Source organism: Pseudomonas sp. S4_EA_1b (assembly GCF_016307435.1).
Taxonomy (GTDB): Bacteria; Pseudomonadota; Gammaproteobacteria; order Pseudomonadales; family Pseudomonadaceae; genus Aquipseudomonas; species Aquipseudomonas rhodesiae.
In genome coordinates this window covers 1-21,612 of the sequence record NZ_JAEILC010000095.1, presented here as the reverse complement: position 1 = coordinate 21,612, position 21,612 = coordinate 1, and the positions used below count along the sequence as shown (strand labels likewise).

The 21,612-nt window shown below is 51.6% G+C and carries 19 protein-coding genes and 1 pseudogene; 6 read left to right on the top strand and 14 right to left on the bottom strand.

The window, feature by feature from the left end; genetic code table 11:
* Positions 1–403: 403 nt before the first annotated feature.
* Positions 404–1,120, bottom strand: coding sequence for a hypothetical protein (locus YA0848_RS25915; RefSeq protein WP_130184111.1), 717 nt, complete (start codon positions 1,118–1,120; stop codon positions 404–406).
* A 108-nt stretch (positions 1,121–1,228) separates the two neighbouring features.
* Complete coding sequence (locus tag YA0848_RS25910; RefSeq protein WP_184316030.1) at positions 1,229–2,461, bottom strand: hypothetical protein; 1,233 nt, start codon at positions 2,459–2,461, stop codon at positions 1,229–1,231.
* A gap of 632 nt (positions 2,462–3,093) precedes the next feature.
* Between YA0848_RS25910 and YA0848_RS25905 the strand changes: the two are divergent.
* A pseudogene (locus YA0848_RS25905) lies at positions 3,094–3,336 on the top strand (transposase); the annotation flags it as partial.
* Positions 3,337–3,631: 295 nt separating this feature from the next.
* Here the strand turns inward: YA0848_RS25905 and YA0848_RS25900 are convergent.
* From YA0848_RS25900 to YA0848_RS25865, 8 genes are all read right to left on the bottom strand, one after another.
* Positions 3,632–4,513 carry a hypothetical protein gene (locus YA0848_RS25900; RefSeq protein ID WP_184316032.1) on the bottom strand — a complete coding sequence of 294 codons (882 nt, stop codon included), beginning with the start codon at positions 4,511–4,513 and terminating at the stop codon, positions 3,632–3,634.
* 294 nt (positions 4,514–4,807) lie between these two features.
* Positions 4,808–5,740: a hypothetical protein gene (locus YA0848_RS25895; protein WP_184316034.1), complete on the bottom strand. Its 933-nt coding sequence runs from the start codon at positions 5,738–5,740 to the stop codon at positions 4,808–4,810.
* 197 nt (positions 5,741–5,937) lie between these two features.
* Positions 5,938–6,573, bottom strand: a complete 636-nt coding sequence (locus YA0848_RS25890) for a zinc ribbon domain-containing protein (protein ID WP_130184107.1) — start codon at positions 6,571–6,573, stop codon at positions 5,938–5,940.
* 351 nt (positions 6,574–6,924) lie between these two features.
* Positions 6,925–7,737 carry a hypothetical protein gene (locus YA0848_RS25885; protein WP_130184106.1) on the bottom strand — a complete coding sequence of 271 codons (813 nt, stop codon included), beginning with the start codon at positions 7,735–7,737 and terminating at the stop codon, positions 6,925–6,927.
* 40 nt (positions 7,738–7,777) lie between these two features.
* Positions 7,778–8,374, bottom strand: a complete 597-nt coding sequence (locus tag YA0848_RS25880) for a GNAT family N-acetyltransferase (RefSeq protein WP_184316036.1) — start codon at positions 8,372–8,374, stop codon at positions 7,778–7,780.
* 351 nt (positions 8,375–8,725) lie between these two features.
* Positions 8,726–9,169 carry a DUF6527 family protein gene (locus YA0848_RS25875; protein ID WP_130184104.1) on the bottom strand — a complete coding sequence of 148 codons (444 nt, stop codon included), beginning with the start codon at positions 9,167–9,169 and terminating at the stop codon, positions 8,726–8,728.
* A complete protein-coding gene (locus YA0848_RS25870) occupies positions 9,166–10,353 on the bottom strand; it encodes a ThiF family adenylyltransferase (RefSeq protein ID WP_184316038.1) in 1,188 nt (395 codons plus the stop codon). Before YA0848_RS25870 ends, YA0848_RS25875 begins: the two co-directional genes overlap by 4 nt.
* Positions 10,328–11,077 carry a multiubiquitin domain-containing protein gene (locus YA0848_RS25865; RefSeq protein WP_184316040.1) on the bottom strand — a complete coding sequence of 250 codons (750 nt, stop codon included), beginning with the start codon at positions 11,075–11,077 and terminating at the stop codon, positions 10,328–10,330. Before YA0848_RS25865 ends, YA0848_RS25870 begins: the two co-directional genes overlap by 26 nt.
* Before the next feature lie 214 nt (positions 11,078–11,291).
* Between YA0848_RS25865 and YA0848_RS25860 the strand changes: the two genes are divergently transcribed.
* Together YA0848_RS25860 and YA0848_RS25855 are read left to right on the top strand one after the other, a co-directional pair.
* Positions 11,292–11,666 carry a helix-turn-helix domain-containing protein gene (locus YA0848_RS25860; protein WP_130184101.1) on the top strand — a complete coding sequence of 125 codons (375 nt, stop codon included), beginning with the start codon at positions 11,292–11,294 and terminating at the stop codon, positions 11,664–11,666.
* Positions 11,667–11,677: 11 nt separating this feature from the next.
* Entirely contained in the window at positions 11,678–12,544 is an 867-nt protein-coding gene (locus YA0848_RS25855) for an ImmA/IrrE family metallo-endopeptidase (protein WP_184316042.1), read from the top strand.
* 397 nt (positions 12,545–12,941) lie between these two features.
* Here the strand turns inward: YA0848_RS25855 and YA0848_RS25850 are convergent, their stop codons facing one another.
* Both YA0848_RS25850 and YA0848_RS25845 read right to left on the bottom strand, forming a co-directional pair.
* The gene (locus YA0848_RS25850) at positions 12,942–13,370 is read right to left on the bottom strand and encodes a hypothetical protein (RefSeq protein WP_184316044.1); all 429 of its coding nucleotides are present in this window, start codon (positions 13,368–13,370) and stop codon (positions 12,942–12,944) included.
* On the bottom strand, positions 13,367–15,220 hold the full coding sequence (locus YA0848_RS25845) for a DEAD/DEAH box helicase (protein WP_184316046.1): 1,854 nt from the start codon (positions 15,218–15,220) through the stop codon (positions 13,367–13,369). The genes YA0848_RS25850 and YA0848_RS25845 overlap by 4 nt, the downstream gene beginning before the upstream one ends.
* 646 nt (positions 15,221–15,866) lie before the next feature.
* Here YA0848_RS25845 and YA0848_RS25840 point away from each other — a divergent pair.
* On the top strand, positions 15,867–17,942 hold the full coding sequence (locus tag YA0848_RS25840; RefSeq protein WP_184316048.1) for a RecQ family ATP-dependent DNA helicase: 2,076 nt from the start codon (positions 15,867–15,869) through the stop codon (positions 17,940–17,942).
* On the top strand, positions 17,942–19,309 hold the full coding sequence (locus YA0848_RS25835) for a DNA-processing protein DprA (RefSeq protein WP_184316054.1): 1,368 nt from the start codon (positions 17,942–17,944) through the stop codon (positions 19,307–19,309). The genes YA0848_RS25840 and YA0848_RS25835 overlap by 1 nt, the downstream gene beginning before the upstream one ends.
* 262 nt (positions 19,310–19,571) lie before the next feature.
* Here YA0848_RS25835 and YA0848_RS36770 read toward each other — a convergent pair whose 3' ends face one another.
* Positions 19,572–19,691 (bottom strand): transposase, encoded by a 120-nt coding sequence (locus YA0848_RS36770; protein ID WP_184316056.1) that lies wholly within the window; start codon positions 19,689–19,691, stop codon positions 19,572–19,574.
* A 587-nt stretch (positions 19,692–20,278) separates the two neighbouring features.
* The gene (locus tag YA0848_RS25825) at positions 20,279–20,482 is read right to left on the bottom strand and encodes a hypothetical protein (protein WP_184316050.1); all 204 of its coding nucleotides are present in this window, start codon (positions 20,480–20,482) and stop codon (positions 20,279–20,281) included.
* A 387-nt stretch (positions 20,483–20,869) separates the two neighbouring features.
* Here YA0848_RS25825 and YA0848_RS25820 point away from each other — a divergent pair.
* On the top strand, positions 20,870–21,612 hold a 743-nt coding region (locus tag YA0848_RS25820), incomplete at its 3' end, for a TniQ family protein (RefSeq protein ID WP_198731451.1).

Genomic DNA, 21,612 nt, shown 5'->3' with positions numbered 1-21,612 from the left:
GATTTCCTGAAGCCCAGCGCAAGAGTAATACATCCGAGCCGAATGTAAAGGCAGCCTGCTCAAGCTTCAACTGGCCGATGCCTATCATTTTTCGCCGCGAGCTGTTGTACTACAAACGGCCTGAATTGGTTCTAATGCTCTCTTTGTACGCACGGCGCGAACAATTGCCAAGTGGTGTGTAACTCTTGATGTAGCGTGCTACCGATTGGATATCGTGATATCCAACGTAGTCCGTCAGGGACGTACAGCATCCCACCCGCTTTCGTAGACTTTGGGATGACAGCCTTAGGTCGATTTCTGCCAGTCATGACAGGCAGAAATCGGCCAAAAGTGCTCATTTCTTGACGTAGGCATTCAGCCGCCCGCTTTCGCGGGTCGACTTGAACGAATGGTAAGGCGTTTTCTACCAAACTTTGATATTGAGATTGGCTGCAGAAACAGACTTTATTTCCCAGGCTATCGCTTGAAAATCCACGGTACCGCCAGCTGTTTGAAGCGGGTGTATGCCGTGTGATTGGCAAACAAACGACTCCGGAATAGTAAAGCCAGCAGAGGACAATTTCTTAATTGGTTCAGAGAAGCAATTTCGATGATCCATGTTTGTATGATTAGGTTTCAGTCTTCTCTCGTTGCCGGATGAGCCTACCCCGGTATTTATGTTGCCCGACGTCGCAAAGGGCATCCCACTCAGTAGTTTAAATACCTGCAGATGCGATCCTGCTAGCACGAAAATACAAACAGTATCGGGATCTCCCCGTTTAATTTCAGAGAGTCGCAAAAAATCCTGAACGATATTCGATGGAGTGCAATGCGACGAACCTGCCCACTTTGCTTCTACGGCAATTTGGGCATTTCGTTTTGGCAGCCCCCTACCAGCAAGAACTAGTGCAAAGTCGAGCTCTCTCTTACGGCCGGATTGAGCAGTAGGATTCAAGAGTGCGTGAGGAAAATCTGCGTGAACACGCTCACCTTTCACTAGTATTGGGAATGAACTAAGAACCTGGCCCACTGCGGCTTTCAACGAACTTTCGGAAAGCAGTCCTGCTCTATAACAGCAAAATTCCATGTGTAGCCAACTACCAATGGCTTCAGATATGCGTCGGGCTATATGCATCTGCATGATGTAATATCATCCGTGACTGCTAGTAATTGGTTAGGAAATGCAATTGTCACAACTTGCATCCCTGATTCCTGCAACATCAACGCTGCCGTGAGCTTCAATTGCCGACTAACCTTGAGATTCAGGCGACCTATAAAACTCACCACCTTCCAAAACAGGTTTGAAAAATTTGTCATAAACAGCCTGGTTGTTAAAATCGTGTGGTTCGTAGCCTAACATACGCGCAGGAGACATAAGAGGTTGAACTAGATCCTCATCCTTAGCATATGTTGATGTGAAAAATATTGAATTTCTGACCAGCTGTTTATTTTTCACCGAGCTGATCAGTGCGGAAGCGGGCATTATGGCCTGACCAGACCTAAAAGAATGGTAGAACATCAGGTCCTCCCGCAATGTTATCTGATAAATCCCCGCTACACCTACAGACTCAGCTATATCGACCATGACGGTGCCGGTGCTCTTTCTGCTTGGGATTTTCTTCCTGATTTTTACACGTAACAAAGAGTCCCCTGGAGTAGCCGGCGCTCCTCCATTGATAGAAACTCCGTAATTGCTCCTCATTACGAGGTTTTGAAACTCGTCGCCATCATCCTCCGAAAGTTCTTCACCGAGAATATCAGTGAAATCGATGTCTCCAGAACCAAGCGTCGCATCCACGGCAATCGGTAGAGTACTGTCACCAAAGCAAAGCTCAGCTTGCACTCCATGCCAGGGCTGGTCATAGGGTAGCAGCAGTGAATCATTGACAACGATTATGTAATGGGCACCTTCTGGTACGTGTCCGGCCGACTTATGAGCTTCGAACTTCTCCAATTTGTCTTTGATAGCTGATGTGACTGATAACAAACGCTCACGAAATACTAAATCCCGCTCCTCAGGCGCTAATTTGCTTCGCCCAATAAGTTCTCTGATAGAATCTTGCGGGGTTGGCGTGACCACTTCAAAACAAAAAGTCTCACCATTTTTCGTGGCAACAAAGTCTGGCCCAGCATCCTTGCTTTTAATGTCGCCGAAGCCCATCCCCAAAAGCCTGTAGTAAAATAGCATCTCCGCCATTCGCTGGGAATATGCACCTACATCAGGCAGCATGACTTGCGTATTGAACTGAGTATCCTTTAAATTCGAAAACCTCAAGAAGAGGGACTCTAGACTTTTTATCATACAGTCTATTATCAGCTCCATGCGCTGACCACTTTGCGGAGACTTATCAAAAAAATAGGAAAATCTTGTGGTTAATATAGCCCGCCACTTAGTTTGAAGATAGGCTACACACAAATCATTTGTTCTGTTCTTCTTTGTCGTTCTTGGCTTTGCGGAGTTTTGCGTTTCATTAGCCGGCATGACGATCAGGCTCCCACATTCGTATCGCTTTTATAGCACAGAAGCCTGCAAGGAATGGTTACTGACTTAGAATAGGCTCGCACTGACCTAATCACCATAAACAGTGGCAGGTGTCGCGACGCTGGGCGTCTCTTCACCTAGCAATTTTGTGCTGGCTGAAAATGGCCTTGGGTACCGACAGGTTGCCCCTCAGATGGTTCCGGAGCGCCTCGCTCACCCATTGTGCCATCTCAAGCTCGTCACGAACCGTGAACATCCCGTTCTTCGCTGCAGTTGGCTGGCGGTGAGGCCGATGTGCAGACTGGGTCTTGGCCTCTGTGCCACTGGTCCTGATGTGGCCCATACATCAGTGAGGGCCACTTGATACCGGCGCTCAATGAGTGGTGACCGAAGTTCGATGAGTACCCCGCCCATTGGCAGCTCGCAATGCTCTTCAGTATTGCGCCCCCCGCAGTCGTCCTATGGCATAGCCGAAACAAAATTAAAAGTAGTCTTTGGACAAATCACGGCTAAATGTCCGGCTTACAAATCTCTTAACCAATGGCAGCTATTGGCCGATTCTGTTGAAAAAGTAGCTCCCCTGTTTGACCTGCGGCAAAATTGCTTCATTGGCCGGCGGGGGATCACAGAGCATGATGGGACAGTTATCGAGTGGGCAGGAGCGACTGTTTTACTCGTTCAACCTTGAGGATCACATCCCAGCCAATCATCTTCTGCGCAGCATTGATCAGTGTCTCGATCTGAGTGACCTGCGCCATTACCTCGCCGATTTCTATAGCCCTATCGGGCGTCCGTCGATTGATCCTGAACTGATGATCCGCATGCTGATCATGGGCTATTGCTACGGCATTCGCTCAGAGCGGCGGCTGTGCGAAGCATTGGCCCACCGAGCTCGTTCTCGCTCGCTCGATCTCTCTGGTTGAAGTCGTCATGCAAAGGCTCACCCCCAAGGTACTTTTTCTAGACGCTGCGCCGGCCGGGATGGTGCAACTTGGGCTCGCTCTCACCCTTCACTCAGATAACGCCGTCGACCGCTTCGCTTGAGTGCGAGAACGATCCGAGCGCTCACGCAGCTACCTGGCCATTATGGCTAGGTAGCTGTGGCTGAGTGGTTGGAGATGAATGCTGTACCTCCCATCCTCGCAGGCACTTGGTTAACTGAATCTACATTCAGATTTCGGGGATATGAGTAGGCAGAGAGTCTACATAATGACGGTGTGTTTCTTTGCTGAGCAAGCGAGAGTCAGGCAGGCTGCCAGCCAAATAACGCACCACGGTACCAATGATGTTTTCGCGCATTTTTGCCTTGATCTTTGCCTCGTACTGTTGCCGATCGACAGTGCCGCGGTAGTGGAAAACGGTACCCAGCCATGCGTTCTGTACGAGGTGATAGCTCAGTACATGACGCTGGCTTTTGCGTCTATCGACCACTTGCTCGACTGCAGTGACACGATTGAAATAGGCCGAGTCGACACGCATAGGTTCGGATTCATAGCCATCTGGCGGAGTTTCGAAGAACTCTGGAAGCACAAACACCATGCGCTGGAGGGTTTCTTCGGGCAAATTGCGCGGAGGTGTAACGCTAATCTTCACATGCGCTACGCGTTCAGGAAACGCTGGCGCATGCTCCAACCATTTGAATGTGAAGTTGATGTCAAAATCGTCAGAACACTGGTGGCAAAGCCAGCCATGCGGATGATCGGCACCACCGACAAAGTGCCGCACAGTGGGTGCCCTAACCGCACAAGCCTGGCAAGGGGGCATCAACCCGGCACGGATGACTAGCCCAAGCTCAGTTACGTCCAATGACTGGAGTGGCGTGGGCTTCATCTTGGGGATGTGCTGGTGGAGGAGTTTCAGTGTCGTGTTGCGGTAGGCGATCAGGTTCTGATCGTGCGAGTCAAAATCGTGATCACTCTTGAGTGCAATTTTGGAATTGAAGCCAAGATAATTTGCCACCGCTGCGTGCGCATGAGCAGAGCGGATGAGAATGCCTTGCTCGGCATAATACGCACGCAAAAACGCTACAGCTTGGTCAATAACATCGGGCATGGCGAAGCTTCCTTAAGTCAGGAGACAGTCAGCGCGCTACACGCAGGCTAGATTTTATATTTACTGTCAGCCTTGATTTAGAAAGCCAAGATGCAGGTTTGGTAAAACAGCGATCGTGTCCCGGTTAGCTACTCGCCCAGTCGCAGGTAGGACGGCACCAAATTATCCATTCAGATTGGGAAGATCAAGTAGAGCGAAAAATAACGGACCGACGCGTAAGCATGGCTAGGTGGCTTTCACCGCCGAAAGCAGCTTTGGGTAGGCGAGGAGTAAGTCTCATCGCAATCTCGGGTCTTAGCTGTGTCGCTCAATCCATCGCTGCATTGGGTCTTTCTGAATCCCATCGACGAAAAATCTTTCGATGTCTGCCAGCCGCGCGCTTAAAACTTGCTGGAAATTCGACGCGAAACGATCATTATTAGCTTCTAGCTGCAGAAGATACTCCTCCCCCTTCAGCATGTAATTTCCATTGCCGATGAAGGTGGGTGTGGCGGCGGAGATGAAGTCAACGCTGCAAGCTAGCTGAATCCGGCCATGCTGATTAGCCTGGTTCCAGCTGAAGCGTGGAGAAAATTGCAGCTTAGTCAGAATGGTGATCAGCTTTGTCGCGGCAACATGTGGTTCGTTCGACCAATCTGCCACGCTTCCACCTGTTGCATACCAGCAGAACTCTCTAACAACTGTTCCGTCAAGCGGGTTCTTAAGTGAGCTAAAAGCTTCATCTTTGAAGCGAACAGCATCGGATTTTTGTATCTGGAGATGGATCAAATCATCAACAAAAACTCTGCATCCTTTTCCCGCTTTTTCCAGCCCTACGGCCCGAGTAACTGCACCGCCTAAAATGAAATGGCCGATCGCGCGATTGATCTTGTCTGGCTCTACAATCTCCCCATATGAAATTCCACCTCTAGAGAGCAGGCCTGCGTTGACTGACTCCCACATGAATGCGCGAGCCGCATCCAAAACCGCGAGAACATTCTCGGACCAGATGTATGCGCAGTCAGATAGCTGAGCAATCTTGACCTGCTTATGGGATGTCCTGACTGCTGCTAAGCAAGATCGAAATGTGGTAAGTAGCTGCCCGCAGAATAGATTCGCTGATGGAGAAATGGATGGGCTCATTCCCCAGGCTTTGAAATCACCCTCACCTAGGGTCACCTGGTTCTGCGTCAGCGCGCCGACCCCCAGCATATCCACGAAAAATACTGCTCCTTGGTATTGATTCATACGTCCTCTGCCTGAGCTGGTTGGGTTGTCACCGCCTCGCTCAGCTCCGCGCAAGCGTGAATATGCACCTTGGGGCCCATCGTCGCTGCTCTTGAAGTAAAAAGGCACAGGCTAAGACATCATGGTTATTCATACGCGCTGGCCATTTGATCTTTTCGACTATGAACAGCCGTCATGGGTTAAGCCACTCACTTCGACTAATGAGAGTCTTCGACGCCAGGCTCACCCAGAACTGTCGGGTCGAACAGCCAGGAGTGATCAGGATTTCGAGTACATCGCACGATTGTCGCTCGCGGCTCTTTTTCTCCAATATCCCGCAGCTTCAAAACGCCGTCGCATTTGGGACATTTGCCCTCGATTTTGGTCAGAAACACATCGCCTGCTTTGTTCGACTCGATAGTGAGAAATTGAGACAGTCGTGTAAAACGCTGACGGCTCAGACCCATGCCCACCACTAGAGTTACCATGCTGAATGCCATCAGGAATATCAAGAAGTACTGGGTTGTCGACTGCCATACGCTCCAGATACTGGCGACACTTCCCACCATTCCAAGGGCGCCTGAGAACGTTATCCAAGCGGCTTTGATCGGATGCCCTGCAACCGTCAGAGGGCGAGTTTTGACTCGATCAATGTAGGCCTGCGGCTCGGGATCACTTCGACTGGTTTCCAGATTGATCGTATTTCCGGTAAAGACGTTATGTTGACCAGAGTTGAAGCTGCGGTCGCCGGTAGTGGATATGTAGTGCTGGGTCGAGTCAGCAAGGCTTTTTCCACACTGACTGCAGAACCGATCAAGCTCGCTGTGGGATGCGCTGCAATGGGTGCAGTACATTTGTTGCTCCATATGTGGCTGAAAGACATCGGGGGAGGCAAGGGCAGGCTCTCACCGGTTATCTCCTTATGCTCTTCGGACACCTCTGAAATTGCAATCCAACTGAGGGCAGTTAGTCATGGTCCCTAACGCAGAGCGTGAAGATTGCCCATAAGGCTGCTCAGTTACGGTCTCCCGTCGTGGATGAGGGACATCGCTGAATGCTTTCGCGGAGCAGTCCATTTCCAATGGAATCCGCTAAACGGGATTTTCTCGGGAGCGGAGTATTGGACAAAGCGGTGGCCGGTCCCCATGAGAAACAGGTCAGTGGCTACGGCCATTACTTGGTGGGTGCACAGCAGCCCGGATATTTCAGCGCTTGTGCTTTTTAGCTTTTTTCTTACGCTGCTCTAGCTTCTTATCAAATACAATTTTGTTCCACTGCTCTGCCATTACACCAGCCTGCCTATAAATGCCTTTGCTCATTTTAATACTTTCAAATATTCCAAGTATTGCAGGGGAGATCTCCATTCTCTGTTTTGTAAGAATGAAGACCATCTGGTGTGAAAACACACAAAGACATAGGGCAGTCAATAAGAGCGTTATCTGAATCCACAGGGATTCTCCGGGCGCGAATGCACTGGAGCTGATCTGTATTAGGTAATAGATAAATATGCCTATGATGAAAAGCTGAAGCCCAATCATGGAGCGAGTCATAGCCTTAGGAAGTCGAACACCGACGATCTTTCGTTTTTGCAACGCAAAGCTGTCATACACGCTTAACAATAAAAATGGAAAGCCAGCAAAAGCTATGTCAATGCTTGACAGGCTGTAAACAGCCGAAGAGATGTTTATAATGAATGTAAGTGATAAGCCACTGAGTAGTGCTATACAGAAATCTTTCTTTAGCTCACCATAAAATTCCCTGTAATAGGGGGAGCTTCGTCCAGTCAAAGCTTGAATACAGTCATAGGTGTATACCGTACCGAGAATCCATGAGACGGATATCGCTGACAGCAGAAAAAAACTCCACCAAGAGTGGTTTTGGAAACTCAGCTGCCATAAAGTCGATGCGGCAGCAACGAAAAACAGGATGTACTTCATTAGGTTCAGCAATCTCTCATTGGCACGAGTGTCACGTTTGGAGGCATCTCTGATGCCTGCTTTGATCAGCAGTTCATGCATTGCATGGGGTGGCGCTTTTTTACAGGCTGGCTTAGGTGAGTCACGCGCAGGCCAATAGGGCCTTTACGTCGTCATCGTTGAGCATGAATACACCTGCCGCCACACTTGCTCCTGGTGTGCCCATCACAACCAGGTCTGCGTACATTCCTTGAGTTAGGGCAAATCCTTGCTGCTTCCCAGGAGCCACGAATGCGCCTTTTTGCTCAAGTCCAGCATTCTCGTAAAAATCTACCAGGTCATAGCCGCACAACAGGGCGGTATCGCGCGGATCGTCGATTAGCGCATTGAGAATCTGTGAGCCAATACCGTGGCCGCGAAAATCTGGGAAAACAAAGATTTTGTGACAATAGCGTGGAACGTTTGGGTCTGGATGAACGAACAGCAACGCATAACCGTAAAGGCAGCCATTTTCATGGCTCATGGCAACCTTCAGTTGCCCTGCTCGGTAGCACTCGTCAAATATTCCAACTACATGCTTGATGGCCTTTCGGGTTGCTTCTTCTGAAAAGAAAAGAAACTGCATGGCTAGAGTGGGCTGAGCGAGCAGATCCTGAAGCACGCCTTTGGCTTCGTTTTCCAAGATCTGGAGAAGGAAGGTGTCGATCAGTTGTTGATCAGAAAGAGTGGTGTCTAGCATGGATAAGCGCTCCTGCTTTGACTGGATAGCCTGCTCGTTTCGAATGGGCGATACCAGTTGTCCTAGGGTAGAGCGCCGAGCGTACCTGCCACTGTGAGAGTTTGTCATCCAACATGTTGCGGCTTGGATACCCGGCTATGAAAGCCACTTAGCTGAGCTAGTTTGATTTTCGGGCACGGCATTCGTGACGACCAATGGAAAATAGTCCTGGCGTTGAGCCGGGCCTATTTTCACACCCCTCAACTCACTGTGTCGGCGTAGGCATGGCAAACGAGCTGTTAAAGGAATGGGGCTCACGCCTTATTGACTAAGCCCTCCTTTGTTATCAGATCGGGACGCTCGCTAAAATCATCAGATTCTCAGCCACTTCCTCAGCTTTCCGAGCAGCGATGGAGCTTGGAGTTGCGCTTGGACGACTGGAGTTGGTTGACGGATTGCATCATCACTAGGTCGATTTGCTTGCAGTCGTGCCTTCGCCTGCTTGTCACGTCTGCGCCCTGCATCGATTGCATCTTGGGACATATCACCTGACCACTCGATGCTGCCAGAGCGAACCCAGTAGTGTGAGCGGCACTTGAACGTCCAATTGCCAATAGAAGGCTTGAGCGACACCGTTTGGCCATCGAATGACATCTGCCAGTCGGTTGGAGAGAACGGTGTGATCACCTTGTTGCCGCAACCACAGGCACACAGGTGTGCTGCAGTCGCGAACTCCATTGCCAAGTAGAGCTCACCCGGCTCTAGCCTCTCCGGAAAATGCTCAACGAATTGAGGCGTGAGGCTCTTAATGCTCATGGGCGCTCCTCGCTGTTGCCCATCTCGTTCAGGTTGGTCGAGTAGGTGAAGTGATCAGCCTGGACGTTGTCGACGTAGAAACCACACAGCCGTTTCCAGGTACCAATCGCCAGTACCGCGTTGAGGGCATTCAGATCAGCAATCTGAATGTTCGAGCGGTAGACATCCTCCCCAGCGTTCTCGGTCAGCGGCATGGTGCGATTGGCGTGGTCATGATGCCCAGGTGTGAGTGTCGTGACTCGGCAAGTGCCCCAAACCTGATGCGTTTCTCCTACCAAGTGAACGCCCATTCCAACATCTAGCAGTGAGGTGCCAGTACCACGAAGCTCCCGCACCACCAGCTCACGAACCGCCGTGTTGTCGACGCTGAGGAACACGTAGTCGAAGGCTCGGAGCTCAGCGATATTTCCTGCTGTGATCATGCACACATGAGGAACGACATTGCGATGCATCTCACCGTACACCTCGTGCAGGTACTCTACCTTCATCATCCCCCGTTCGAGATTGGCGAAGGTGACAGCGCCTGGGTAGCGGAACGCGTTGTGCTGATGGAGTGCATCACCATCGAAGAGATGGATTTCTGCCACCGGCGTTTTCGCAACCTGATCCAGGATGTAAGCACCGGTACCTCCGAGTCCGACGATTGCGACCTTCAGTCCTTTGAACTTCTCAGTAGGCGTTCCGATGCCGGCACGTGCTGACGCCGTGTCGGTGTAAGTGAACACAGTCTCTTCAACCTCCGACCGAATAGGCGCGAAGGTTTTCGCGGTAACACAGTTATCGAGCGCTTCCGCCTGGCCACTCAGAATCGAGACGTAGATCGAGACCTTCTCGTAGTAATCGGCGTAGTTGCCACTGCGGGGCTTGGCCGAGAAATAATGGTTCACGACCAGATCTGGCAACAGCGAATTCAGATTGCTGTTGTTGATAATTTGCTCGAGGGGACGCCCTTGCGAATCGCAAGGGCAGTCACCAATGAAATGTGCAGTATGGTCGCTCGGTTGGCCCGCAACATCAGCCACCAGATTCAGCGCCATGACCAACACGCCTTTGCAAACCTGGCGCTGAGCATTTACGTAGGGCACGTCCCGAACCAAGAGGTAACCCTCCTTGGTGTCCAAGTTGTACCCTTCATTGCGCAAGCGCAGGAGGTAAGGACTACGACTTATCAGTTGGTGTGACATTGAAGTGCATCCCCTTCTTGATACGGACGTGTTGGCCATCGACCAGGTTGGTGAGAGAATTCCCTTCGTGCCCCTTGGCAAAGGTCACGGTGAAATGGGCATTCGGGCCTGGCTCAGCTTCCGGGTAGGCAAGCCGCACTACTTCCCAGTAGGTGAGGCTGCGGGAGTGGATGAACACAGGCAGCGTGTTGACGAAGACCTTGATGTTGATCTCCACCGCTGCGAAGTGCTCGACACCAGGGCGCGCCAAGTCGAACAGATCACGATCCTCAATCAGTTCATCGTCATCGCCCGGGATGACCAGGAAGATGTCGTATTTCTGAGCATCCACGCCTGCCAACTGCTTCAAGGTGCGACCAGAAATGCGCTGAGCGCCCCAGTCCTGCGCACGTCCATCGATGAAGAAGCGGAAGGTACGGTCGCTCTTGAATGCCAGGAACTTCTCGATGCCGGCCAGGCGCAAGTCACTGGTTTCACTAGGGCTGAGCAGCTCCAAGTGGCCGTTGGTGAGAACCTGAAACAGCAGGTACTCGTCCACCGGACGGAGCTCCGCAGCCTCCAATACTTGCTGCCCGGTTGGAACAGGATCAGCGATCACCAGTGGCCGGTATTCCAGAGCATCATTTCCGAGCTCGATTTTGTACGGGCCGTGATCCCGTACCGCGCGGCCCGCCAAGACGGCGGCGGCCACGTCCTCAACCTCAAAATCGTTCAACTGTGACATAGGGAAAAATCCTCGTATCCGAACCAAATGAGCTGTTGCCTAGACAGACAACACCACCGATCTTAAAAAACGACCCGGGAGTCGTTGTCCAACCAGACAACAGTGGACTTCAAAAAAAAGCCGCTTATCATGAGTGATGAATCGCGAGCTGTTGTCTGTCTAGGCAACAGACTACTCCCGCCCGTCTGGGCATTGCAATAGGTTGGAGAAAAAAATGGATTTGGCCGGGTTCATCGCTACCATGCGTGAACGAAAAGAGCTGAGTTTTCGGGACTTGGAAAAGCGTGCAGGCGACTTGGATCACGCTTACATCTGGAGATTGGAGAAAGGAGATCGGGCAGCGCCTTCAGACGAAGTCGTCGCGCGCCTGAGCCATGCGCTCGAGCTAGATGAGCGAGAGGGTGAGGTGTTTCGTCTCTTGGCTAAGTCAGTAACCGTCGACGATGCGCTCTATGACTTGATGACTTCCCGCGTAGATCTCCCGTGGGATGTCCTGGAGGACGCCGCATCAATGAGCTTCCGAGGCGAGCGTCCCACCACGAAAGAAGCCTGGCTCAAGCGAATCAATATGCTCTTGGAAATGGACTAGAGAGGGATTTCATGGACGAAACTGTTGTAGTGGCTCGAGCTCGTAAACTGCTTAGAGATGCGAGCGTCACTTCAGCGCCAGTAGATGTAGAGGCGCTCGCCCAATCCCTAGGCTTCAAAGTTTCTCGCAAAGACTTGGAGGATGGTGAAGCAGGTAGCACGTTCAAGCGCGGCGAAAAGAAATTCATATGGGTAAACGAAAGAGACAGCTTACTGCGCCAGCGCTTCACTATCCTGCACGAGATCGCGCACCACGTTCTTGAGCTCCCATCCAAGCATGGCGAGAGAGTTCCAGCTGATGAATTGGAGCGCTTCACGGGGCGCCACGAGGAGGAGGTGCTCTGTGACATCTTCGCTGCGGAGTGCTTGGTTCCTTGGGGGTTGATCCAACCACTTGCGGAGGAAAAGGACTTCAGCTTGGAGCATCTTGCCGATTTGGCCGAGCAGTTCCAGGCCTCCCGATCATGCATTGCCTCCAGATTTGCTCAAGCCTCGAATGGTCACGTAGCATTCGTCGTCGCAGAAGATGGCGTGGTCAAATATTCCATCGGTTCGAAGGCCCTTCGTGAATCGAGAGTGTGGATCAACCGGGGTATTCCGCTTCCTCAAAATTCCGCCGCAGCCAAGGCGTTCAGAGCTGGGATCGGTGGCCTGTATGAGGCGGATACCGAGGGCACTGATTGGAGCCATAGTGATGATGCTTGTCGGTTCGCTTGCTTCGAGCAAGCCACCTATCACCTACCGACCAAGCAAACTCAGTCCATCCTCATTTTCGATGAGCTTGATCACCGTCCAGTGTCGAGCGGCTATCGGGCGGTCCATGACGATGACGGGTTTCTGGAAGAACTTGATGGCCGCCCGGGTTGGTCTAAGTATTGATAGTAGCTTGAACGCTTCCACAAGCTCTGCCTCGACAGCGACCGAGGGCTAGCAATCCACCTATGATAGCGCTACTAGTGCACGCCAATTGTGAGCCGGTGCCCATCATCGCGTTATAGCTGATGCAGAATTGATCCATCTGCCGACTTGGCGTTGCCCCATAAGTATTCAGCCCAAAGTCAGACTTGCTGATGCTTTACGAAGTAGACACTTAGGTCAGCGAAATTTCGGCAGCTGGGTCAGCTCAGCATCAGCGGCAACAATATGACGACTTCGGGCTGGTCACGAACGATGACTTTTCCGTGATGGCCCCTGCCTGGCGCCCTCGGAAGCGGACGTTCACTGCGGCGAGATCATGACCGGTGGAGTCAGCCGCAGTGAGAGGAAGGCAGGATGTTTACGCGACTAGTTGAAGCCGAGGGGCGAGCGCAAGGTAGTCTTTGGGTATAGTCGCCAGTATTCGAGCTACCCGTGCATGAAGAAGCTTGCCAGAAAGCAACACTTCCAGCTTCTCAATACGCTCTTGGACTGCCCGAGCCCGATCCCACTGAACGCAGAATCTCTTAGTCGCTACTTTCTGCTCTACGCGTACAAGATGCCGGTTGCAGTCGTAGGTATAGCGCATCGTGACTTTGCTCGGCGATTCCTCCTCGACCGCCTCCGTGAAGGTCAGCTCGAAGATCAGCCCGTCAGAGGTCTTGCGTGCGGATGACTCGACATACTCATCCTCAAAGAGGTTGTCGACCAGCTCACTGGGCTGAACGCCACGGGTTACGTGGAGGGTCGTGAGCTCGTCAACAAGCGATTTGATGGATTCGAGACTCATTTCAACATACCCCTCAGTTCAGCCATGATTACCTCGACATGCTCAATGGACCTGGACAGCGCATTTGTGTCCCGTTCACCGACCTTACCGAATTTTTTCACGAGCTTGGCATTAATAAATCTCACCAGTATACCGTCGTTGGGCATGGTGGATTGAATTCCCACTAGGTGGCGGCTGAATTTCGGATAAAGAGTAGACGCTTTCTCGTCGATCCCGAGGTCGCTGAGCAGCGTCGCGACTTCATCTTGGGCCTTTTTTGTGAGTATCTCGCGTAGTTGCTTTCGGGCGATTTCAGGTCGTTTTGCCACAAGATTGGGGTCAATCGTCTGAGCAGCCTTCCTGGTTTCAGCATTGATGATGAGGCTCTTGAACTGCGCCAAGGTGGCTTCATCGTAATCTGCAAGCGCAGACATGGCCTGCAGCTTTTGGGTCGCGATGGAGTCGATTTCAGCCCGTTTTTCGAAAAAAATCTTGTTGAAATCGAGGTCATCTAGGTAGGAGTCTTGATCGCTCACGAACGCATCAGATGAGGTGACGCCGGCTAAGGAATGTTCTTTCCTCGTGTACTCTGTGTCGGTGATGGTGTACTCGCGCGTTCGTTGATGCTGGGCACGGTCGACTTCTTTCTGGAAAGAGCCCCACATCGAATCCAGACCAGTTTCCTCGTGATAAATCACTACCGCATTGTTGTCCACCTCAAAGGCTGTGATCTCTTCAGCCGGGATTGCACGAAGCACACGGCCGACGATCTGCGCAAACGCGTTGATGCTGCGATAGGGACGGAACAAGGCAAGCACTGTGAGGTAGCGATGGTCATAGCCCTCCATGAGCATGTTCACGGAAATGACAACGTCGCACTCGTGGTTGTCGATCGCCCGGAAGGCTGCATCAAGATCTGACTGCTCCATATCGCTGTGCACGATAGCCGCAGTCAGGCTCTTGGACTCGTACCAGGTCTGGAGGTCTACCGCATGTGAAATGCTGCACCCAACAGCAAGGATCTTATGCGGCACTTTTGGCGATACCTTACGTAGCTCGCTAAGATTGGCTATGCTTCGCTCAATCACATCCATAGAGCATTCAGGTGAGAGCGCTACGCTTCGTTCTAGCCACTCCTTGTCCTTCAAGGCAAGAACCTCATCCTTAGACAGGCGAACATCCGGCTGCTCTGCCAAGGTAAAGTAGAGTTCGTGCGCATTGACGGTCTCTTTCCTCAACCACTTGACGTACCGATCCCGCATGACTTCGGAGAGAGGCGTTTCGTGGATCAGCTTTCCTGGGACTTCTTGTTTGTCACCACGGAAAGGGGTGCCAGTGATGAAAATCTTTTTGGCCTTCGCGAAATATCCAAGCGTTCTTTGCCACGTCTCGGCCGGGGCATGGTGACCCTCATCGATGATGATGAGATCGAAGAAGTCTCGCGACACGCGCTTGGTTAAGCACCCCGCCCGCTCGCTATGGATCTGCTGAATGTTTGAGAAGACGAAATGGCTCTGCTCCAAGCTAGAGGAGAGAGTCTTGGAGTTGTACTCACAGATAACTGGAAGATCATCAGCACTGAAAATAATGTCCTGATTGATCCAGAAATTGTCTTCCAGAAGCTCTTGGGTCTTGCGGATGCTCTGCTTCGTTACGAGATTAGGCGTTACGATCAATACCCTGCCGTTGGCCAGCCCAAAGGGTACGATGGAGATCAGCCCACTTTTCCCGGTTCCGGTGGGCAGCACAATCAGCGCATCTTCGCCAGAGCTAGCGAAGTGATCCTGTGCCTTGATGTATGCCTCAATTTGGGGCGTACGCAGCTTGGTGTTGCCAAGAATGTTAGCCGCCGTTTCGAAAAAGTAATTCATAGCCAGTCGCGATTCCTATCGGCGGCGCGCGCCAAAGTGCCCGCATACTGAGCAAATGCTCGGTGACAGGCGAACAGAGGTATGAGGGATTTAGATGCAACAGAGCAGAGCATTGAAATATCCATATTTCGAGCTCGCCGTCATCAGGCTTCTGACAGCAGAGCATTTGGGCTGTTAAGCATTGTAACCGACTTCAGTGGTCACGCTACGGATGCCTTGCCGACCTCTATATACCAAGCCACAGAAATGCACAGCCATATCCCGAGGATCGCTCCGCGTCCCGTACCCAGGCAGGAGCCGTTGCGGTAGTTCCGCACGTTCGGATCTGTGCGGGGTGCGGCAGGTAACTGCCGTCCCTACCGCGACCCCTCCAATGAAAATTCCAGTGGTTGCGGGCTTTTTAGGGAGAGGTCAGACGCCTTCTAGCATGGGTTCGGTACCGCATTCGGCATGCAGGCATTCCTCGCAAAAAAATGCTGCTCGAAGTGGCCTGCACCGTCCGACACGCTCTGATAGGGTATGCGAGGCGGTGAGGGGCTCCTGCCCTCCGTCCGTTGCGAGTTAGCGGATTGAGAAAAGTGGATGACTCGAACCTTGCTCAGCGGATCAGCAATCACCTATCTGACGGTAAATGGAGAGCAATACCATGGAATATAATGCAGCGCGTGCTTTGGAGCTCCTGCGTTTAGGTTCGGGACGACTCGATGCTGCCTTCCGGGATGGCCAAGAAGAAGCTATACGCCACATCGTCGAAGGTAAGGAGCGCTTGTTAGTCGTTCAGAAAACCGGCTGGGGTAAGAGCTTCGTATATTTCATTGCTACTAAGCTGCTAAGGGAGGCTGGCGCTGGACCCGCGTTACTGATCTCGCCATTACTAGCTTTGATGCGAAATCAGGTTGTAGCGGCAGAGCGAATGGGTGTGCGAGCGGCCACGATTAACTCAGACAACAGGGAGGATTGGGCTGCGATTGAAGGCCAGCTTATTGCTGGTGGCATTGATATCCTCCTGATATCGCCCGAACGCCTCGCTAATGAGCGTTTCCGTACCCAGGTTCTGGCGCTGGTCGCTGCACGAATCTCCCTGCTAGTTATCGATGAGGCGCATTGCATCTCCGATTGGGGGCACGACTTCCGCCCACACTATCGATTGCTGGAGCGGATGGTCAAAATTATGCCCCCCAACCTTCGTTTGCTTGCTACCACCGCCACGGCAAACAATCGGGTTATGGATGACTTAAAGGCGGTGCTTGGTCCCAACATTGAGGTTGTCTGTGGAGATCTCAATCGTGCACCGCTTTCGTTACAAACCATCCGCCTTCCTCGCCAAGAAGAGCGTCTTGCGTGGCTTGCTGAAAGGTTGGCCGCATTGAATGGGCACGGCATTATTTACACATTGACTGTGCGAGATGCTCTGCTAGTAGCGGGATGGTTGAAATCTCAAGGCTTTAACGTCGAAGCCTATACAGGGCAGACTGGTGATCGTCGGGAGGAATTTGAGCTTGCCCTGTCTAACAATGAAGTCAAGGCTCTTGTCGCGACACAGGCGTTGGGCATGGGTTATGACAAGCCCGATCTAGCATTTGTGATCCATTATCAAATGCCAGGTTCCGTGGTCGCCTACTACCAGCAAGTTGGTCGTGCGGGGCGTGCGTTAGATGCTGCCTACGGTGTGCTACTCAGTGGTGAGGAGGAGACTGAAATCACCGATTGGTTTATCCGTAGCGCTTTCCCGACGCAAGAGGAGGTCGCGGAGGTTCTAGGTGCGCTTGAAGATGCACCTGATGGTTTATCTGTCCCGGAACTGCTCAGCAAAGTCAATTTGAGTAAGGGCCGGGTCGAAAAAACTGTGGCGTTGCTTTCGCTGGAGGCGCCAGCGCCTATAGCTAAACAAGGTGCTAAGTGGCAGCTTACCGCGGCAAACCTTAATCAAAGCTTTTGGGATCGCGCAGAGCGGCTTACTTCGCTGCGACAGGGTGAGCACCAGCAAATGAGGGACTATGTCGGATTACCATTCGGCCAACATATGGCGTTTTTGATTGATGCACTGGACGGAGTCCCCGGTACGGTCAAGAAGCCAGCTCTACCTCCATTGCCCAGTACAGTGAGCGTTGGTTTGGTCAAAGCTGCGGTCGCCTTCCTGCGGCGTACGAGTCTTCCCATCGAGCCTCGCAAAAAGTGGCCTGACGGCGGAATGCCGCTGTATGGCGTAAGGGGGCTTATTCCGGCCAATCGTCAAGCCCAGCCCGGTAAGGCTCTTTGTATATGGGGAGACGCCGGTTGGGGCAGAATTGTGCGAGATAATAGATATCTTGACGGCTATTTTTCCGATGAGCTTGTTCAGGCATGTGTCGAAATGATTAAAAACTGGGGGCCAACTCCCGCTCCGGAATGGGTTGCTGCGATTCCGTCTCTGAAGCATCCAGAGATCGTACCCAATTTTGCAAAAAGGCTAGCCAGTGCGTTAGGCCTACCTTTTTACAATGTTCTCGCGAAGACGGAGGACAGGCCGGAGCAAAAAACCATGGCAAACTCTACTCAGCAGGCCCGCAACATTGATGGGTCGCTTAAAATCGATCAGATAATTCACGCGGGACCGGTGCTCTTGGTTGACGACATCGTCAATTCTCGATGGACTCTAACTGTCGCAGCTTGGCTGTTACGAGAGGCCGGTTGCGATGAGGTTTGGCCTATGGCCCTTTCACTAACTGGCCACGATGAATGATGTCACCTCTTTCACCCAATACGCAGGCGATACTGTTGCTTACGGCACCACTAATTGTTGGACGTGGCGTGCAATCGCCAGACCTACTATCGCCTGCCGAATACAAGCGTTTAGCTAGTCATTTACACCAGATCCAGAAACAACCTGCCGATCTTCTTACCGCGGAATCCACTGAGATTCTTCGTTTATGTCGGCCAATAGCAGATGAAAGTCGACTACAACGGCTGCTGGGACGGGGCTTCTTGTTGAGCCAGGTAGTCGAGCGGTGGCAGACACGGGCTATCTGGGTCATTAGTCGAGCTGACCCTGAGTATCCGCGACGTCTCAAAGCTCGTCTTCGTGCTGATGCGCCAGCAGTGCTCTACGGGTGTGGAGATATTTCGCTGCTTGAATCGGGTGGGCTCGCTGTCGTCGGGTCGAGGAAAATCGACGACGCATTAGTCGACTACACCATGTCCATCGGAGGGCTGGCAGCTTGTGCCAACAGAACACTTATATCGGGAGGGGCTAGGGGGGCTGATCTGGCTGCAATGCGGGGTGCATTGCAGTCGGGTGGCAAGGTCATTGGTGTTCTAGCGGAAAACTTAGAGCGAACTGCCATGAGTCGTGAGGAAAGGAATTCCTTGCGTGATGGAAAATTAGTTCTAGTTTCTGCTTATGATCCTAATGCCGGCTTCAACGTTGGTCATGCTATGCAGCGTAATAAACTCATTTATGCGCTGGCCGATGCATCCTTGGTCGTGAACACGGACCATAACAAAGGCGGGACATGGGCTGGTGCTGTGGAGCAGCTGGATAAGCTCCAGTATGTGCCTGTATTTATTCGATCAACGGGTGAGCCCTCTACCGGCCTTGATGCTTTGGGTAATCGGGGGGCGATACTTTGGCCGAATCCTCAGGATGTCGAAGCCTTTAACCAAATATTTGCGATCAAGGTTTCTAGCACAGACGCGCCTCAGCAACCAAAACTCTCATTATCGTCCGCTGATGAAATAGAGAGCTTGTCGGTGTCTGAGCCAATGACAGAGTCGCAGACTTCGTTAGAAGCGTCTTGTGAACCTCTACTTCCTATAAGTAATTGCGTCGGCAGAGATGCTGTTGAGCCAACGTTGAAAGTTGTGTCTGAAGTAATGGATTCCTTCCCAAGGGTACAAGTGGATCACGCGGATTTACTTTTTGCTACGGTAAGAGATCTGATTAAAAAGCTACTGATAACCCCGACAAAAGATGCTGATATTGCTGCGGCTTTAGACGTGACAAATGGGCAGGCAAAGGCATGGCTTCAGCGCCTTGTTGAAGAGGGTGTTATCGAAAAGCAAAAAAAGCCTGTGGGCTACGTGGTTAAGCGATCTGAGTTGTTTAAGTAGCGTTGTAGGTGGTTATGCACCCTAGCCAACTCGGTCTTTGTGCCGGCGAGCTTATCCATGGGCTCAATGGCGAACCAGATGGCGTCGATGCGGATTATTTGGCAAGCTCACGCACAAAGCGTGCGCATCACTCAGGATGGTAAATTTGTCATTTGACCGTGATTGATAGTTCGCCAACGAGTATCTCAATGACCGCCACTGCCCTAGTCCGCCGTTTAGGCGAAGCCTTCGACGGAACAAACGCAGGCGGCGCTGCAGCTGGCTAATCCCGGTAGAGCGGCATCCATTTGCAGATGACATTAGCATTGATGTCATGGGCGATGGCAACGCTGGAGAGGGTCGCGCCGGGTTGCAGGCATTCCTGAACGACCTGGGCTTTGATCGGTTTCGGCTAAGAGCGTCGTTGGCGCATGAAAATCCAGGCGATAGGGCGATCGCGTCCGCGTAGAAATACGCGGACATCATCGTCCCTAATGCTGGAGTGCGGAAGGTGTGTTCCCGGAACGCCTGCGCATATCCAAATATATCCTGTCGACTATAAATTATAGTCAACAGGATATATTTGGATATTTGCGCTGGTAGCTAAGCATCAGCACTGCAACGCTACGCTTGCGTTCACGAGCCAAGGATCGCGCCACACCGTCATAGTGCGCTCGTGCAATCAACTCTGGTGGTAATGGCAGAGCAGTTTAGCGGCCAGCGTTTAATCCTGAGATGAAAGGCAGCAAGTCAGGTATCGCTACTCAGGTAGCTGCCGCGAGCGAGTTTGTGGTCATCGGGTAGCTCCGACATGCCCCCTATCTCGTCATAGCATGAAGACCTGAAACCTGAGGACAACTATTTCAGAACTGGACGCTCGGTAAAATAAGCTGCAATCAGCTGCTTGCGCATCCCTTTGAGATAGGAACTGAGGACCGCTAACCAGAATAGGTTTTTGGCTCGGGTAACTGCTACATCTCAGTTAACGAGCTAGTGTTTTTTTGTTGGAATTCCTTCCGGTGCCTCGAGGCTACCAGCAAGTAGTCCGACAGGCTCCTCAAGCTCCGTCTGCGCCGCGACACGCAGAAAACGCTGGCCGGCGTCCGGTTTTGAAGCCAGTATGGTCCGGGCCTCGCGAATGAACTGATCGCGCATACGCCATTTGTCAGTTTTAGCCTTACGACGTCCCTTCATTTGCATCCTCGCAAGTCAGGTTCACTGATGCCGCTTATCATCCGCCTAAGACATCCACCAGAGTCCTGAAGAAGCCATCTCTGACAACGATACCAAGATCGTTGAAGGATGAATTTTCAAAGGCATTCTAAACTCAAGAAGAAACCCAGAGCAGAACGGCGTCGTAGCCTAGAAATAGCGTGTATTGGCAGCCTCAAAATATGATGCGTACCAAAATCGCCATCTAAAAAACTCACCACCGGCGGCATCATCCCAAAATGAGACCGCTGACCGACCGGGCAGTAGTCTAGTAAAATCAGGTAAATGAGCAAACGGATAACGATCAAGGTGAATAGCCAGCTTATGCGCCTGCAGCACTGACACGGAAGGCCGATTACGGAATAATTGATGAAGATTTTCACACCTTTCCCTGGAGAGTACGTAGCGTCGGCACTGCAGAGAGGGAATGAGATGCTGGGCCTCAAAAATCTGACGGAGAAAGATTTCTACATAAAACCAGTGCCGAGAAAAGGATTCGGTTACGCCCTTGGGGATAAATGTGAATGGCGAAACCATGCCATCTTTCAATTCCCTCACTTCTTCACAGAACGACACGTTTCTGAAGAAGTTCTTCAGAACTTCACTTTATACCCCCTGACTACAGCACTTGGGCGCACCAGAGCAGATATAGTTGTGACCCCACGGGAGTGGAAGAAAATTTGTCCAAGTTGCGTATTAGAGGATTTTGAAAGCTATGGCACAGCATACGTTCACCGTAGGCATGTCCCCGCGTCCGTTCGAGTCTGCAGCATTCATAATCTAAAACTGATGGATACATGTACCACATGCTCAATGCCTATGAATAATCATCAGCTTTCAAAACTCGGGGTGTGCAGCCGAAAATATCAGTTTATGTTCGTGGGATCTGACTCGTTTAGCCTAGCTTATTCAAAGTTTATAGCCGATTTATTGAAATATGATGGACCCACCACTACGTCGCATCAGGCCGACTGGGCGATTTTTAGCAGTATTCGTTTAAAATATGGAAACGAAATAAGACAAGATGATGAGTTCATCCCCAATTTTATAAAAAGTGAGTTTGGCGTAGACGTCAAACATCCTGCTAGGACCTATTCAGACAACAATTACAC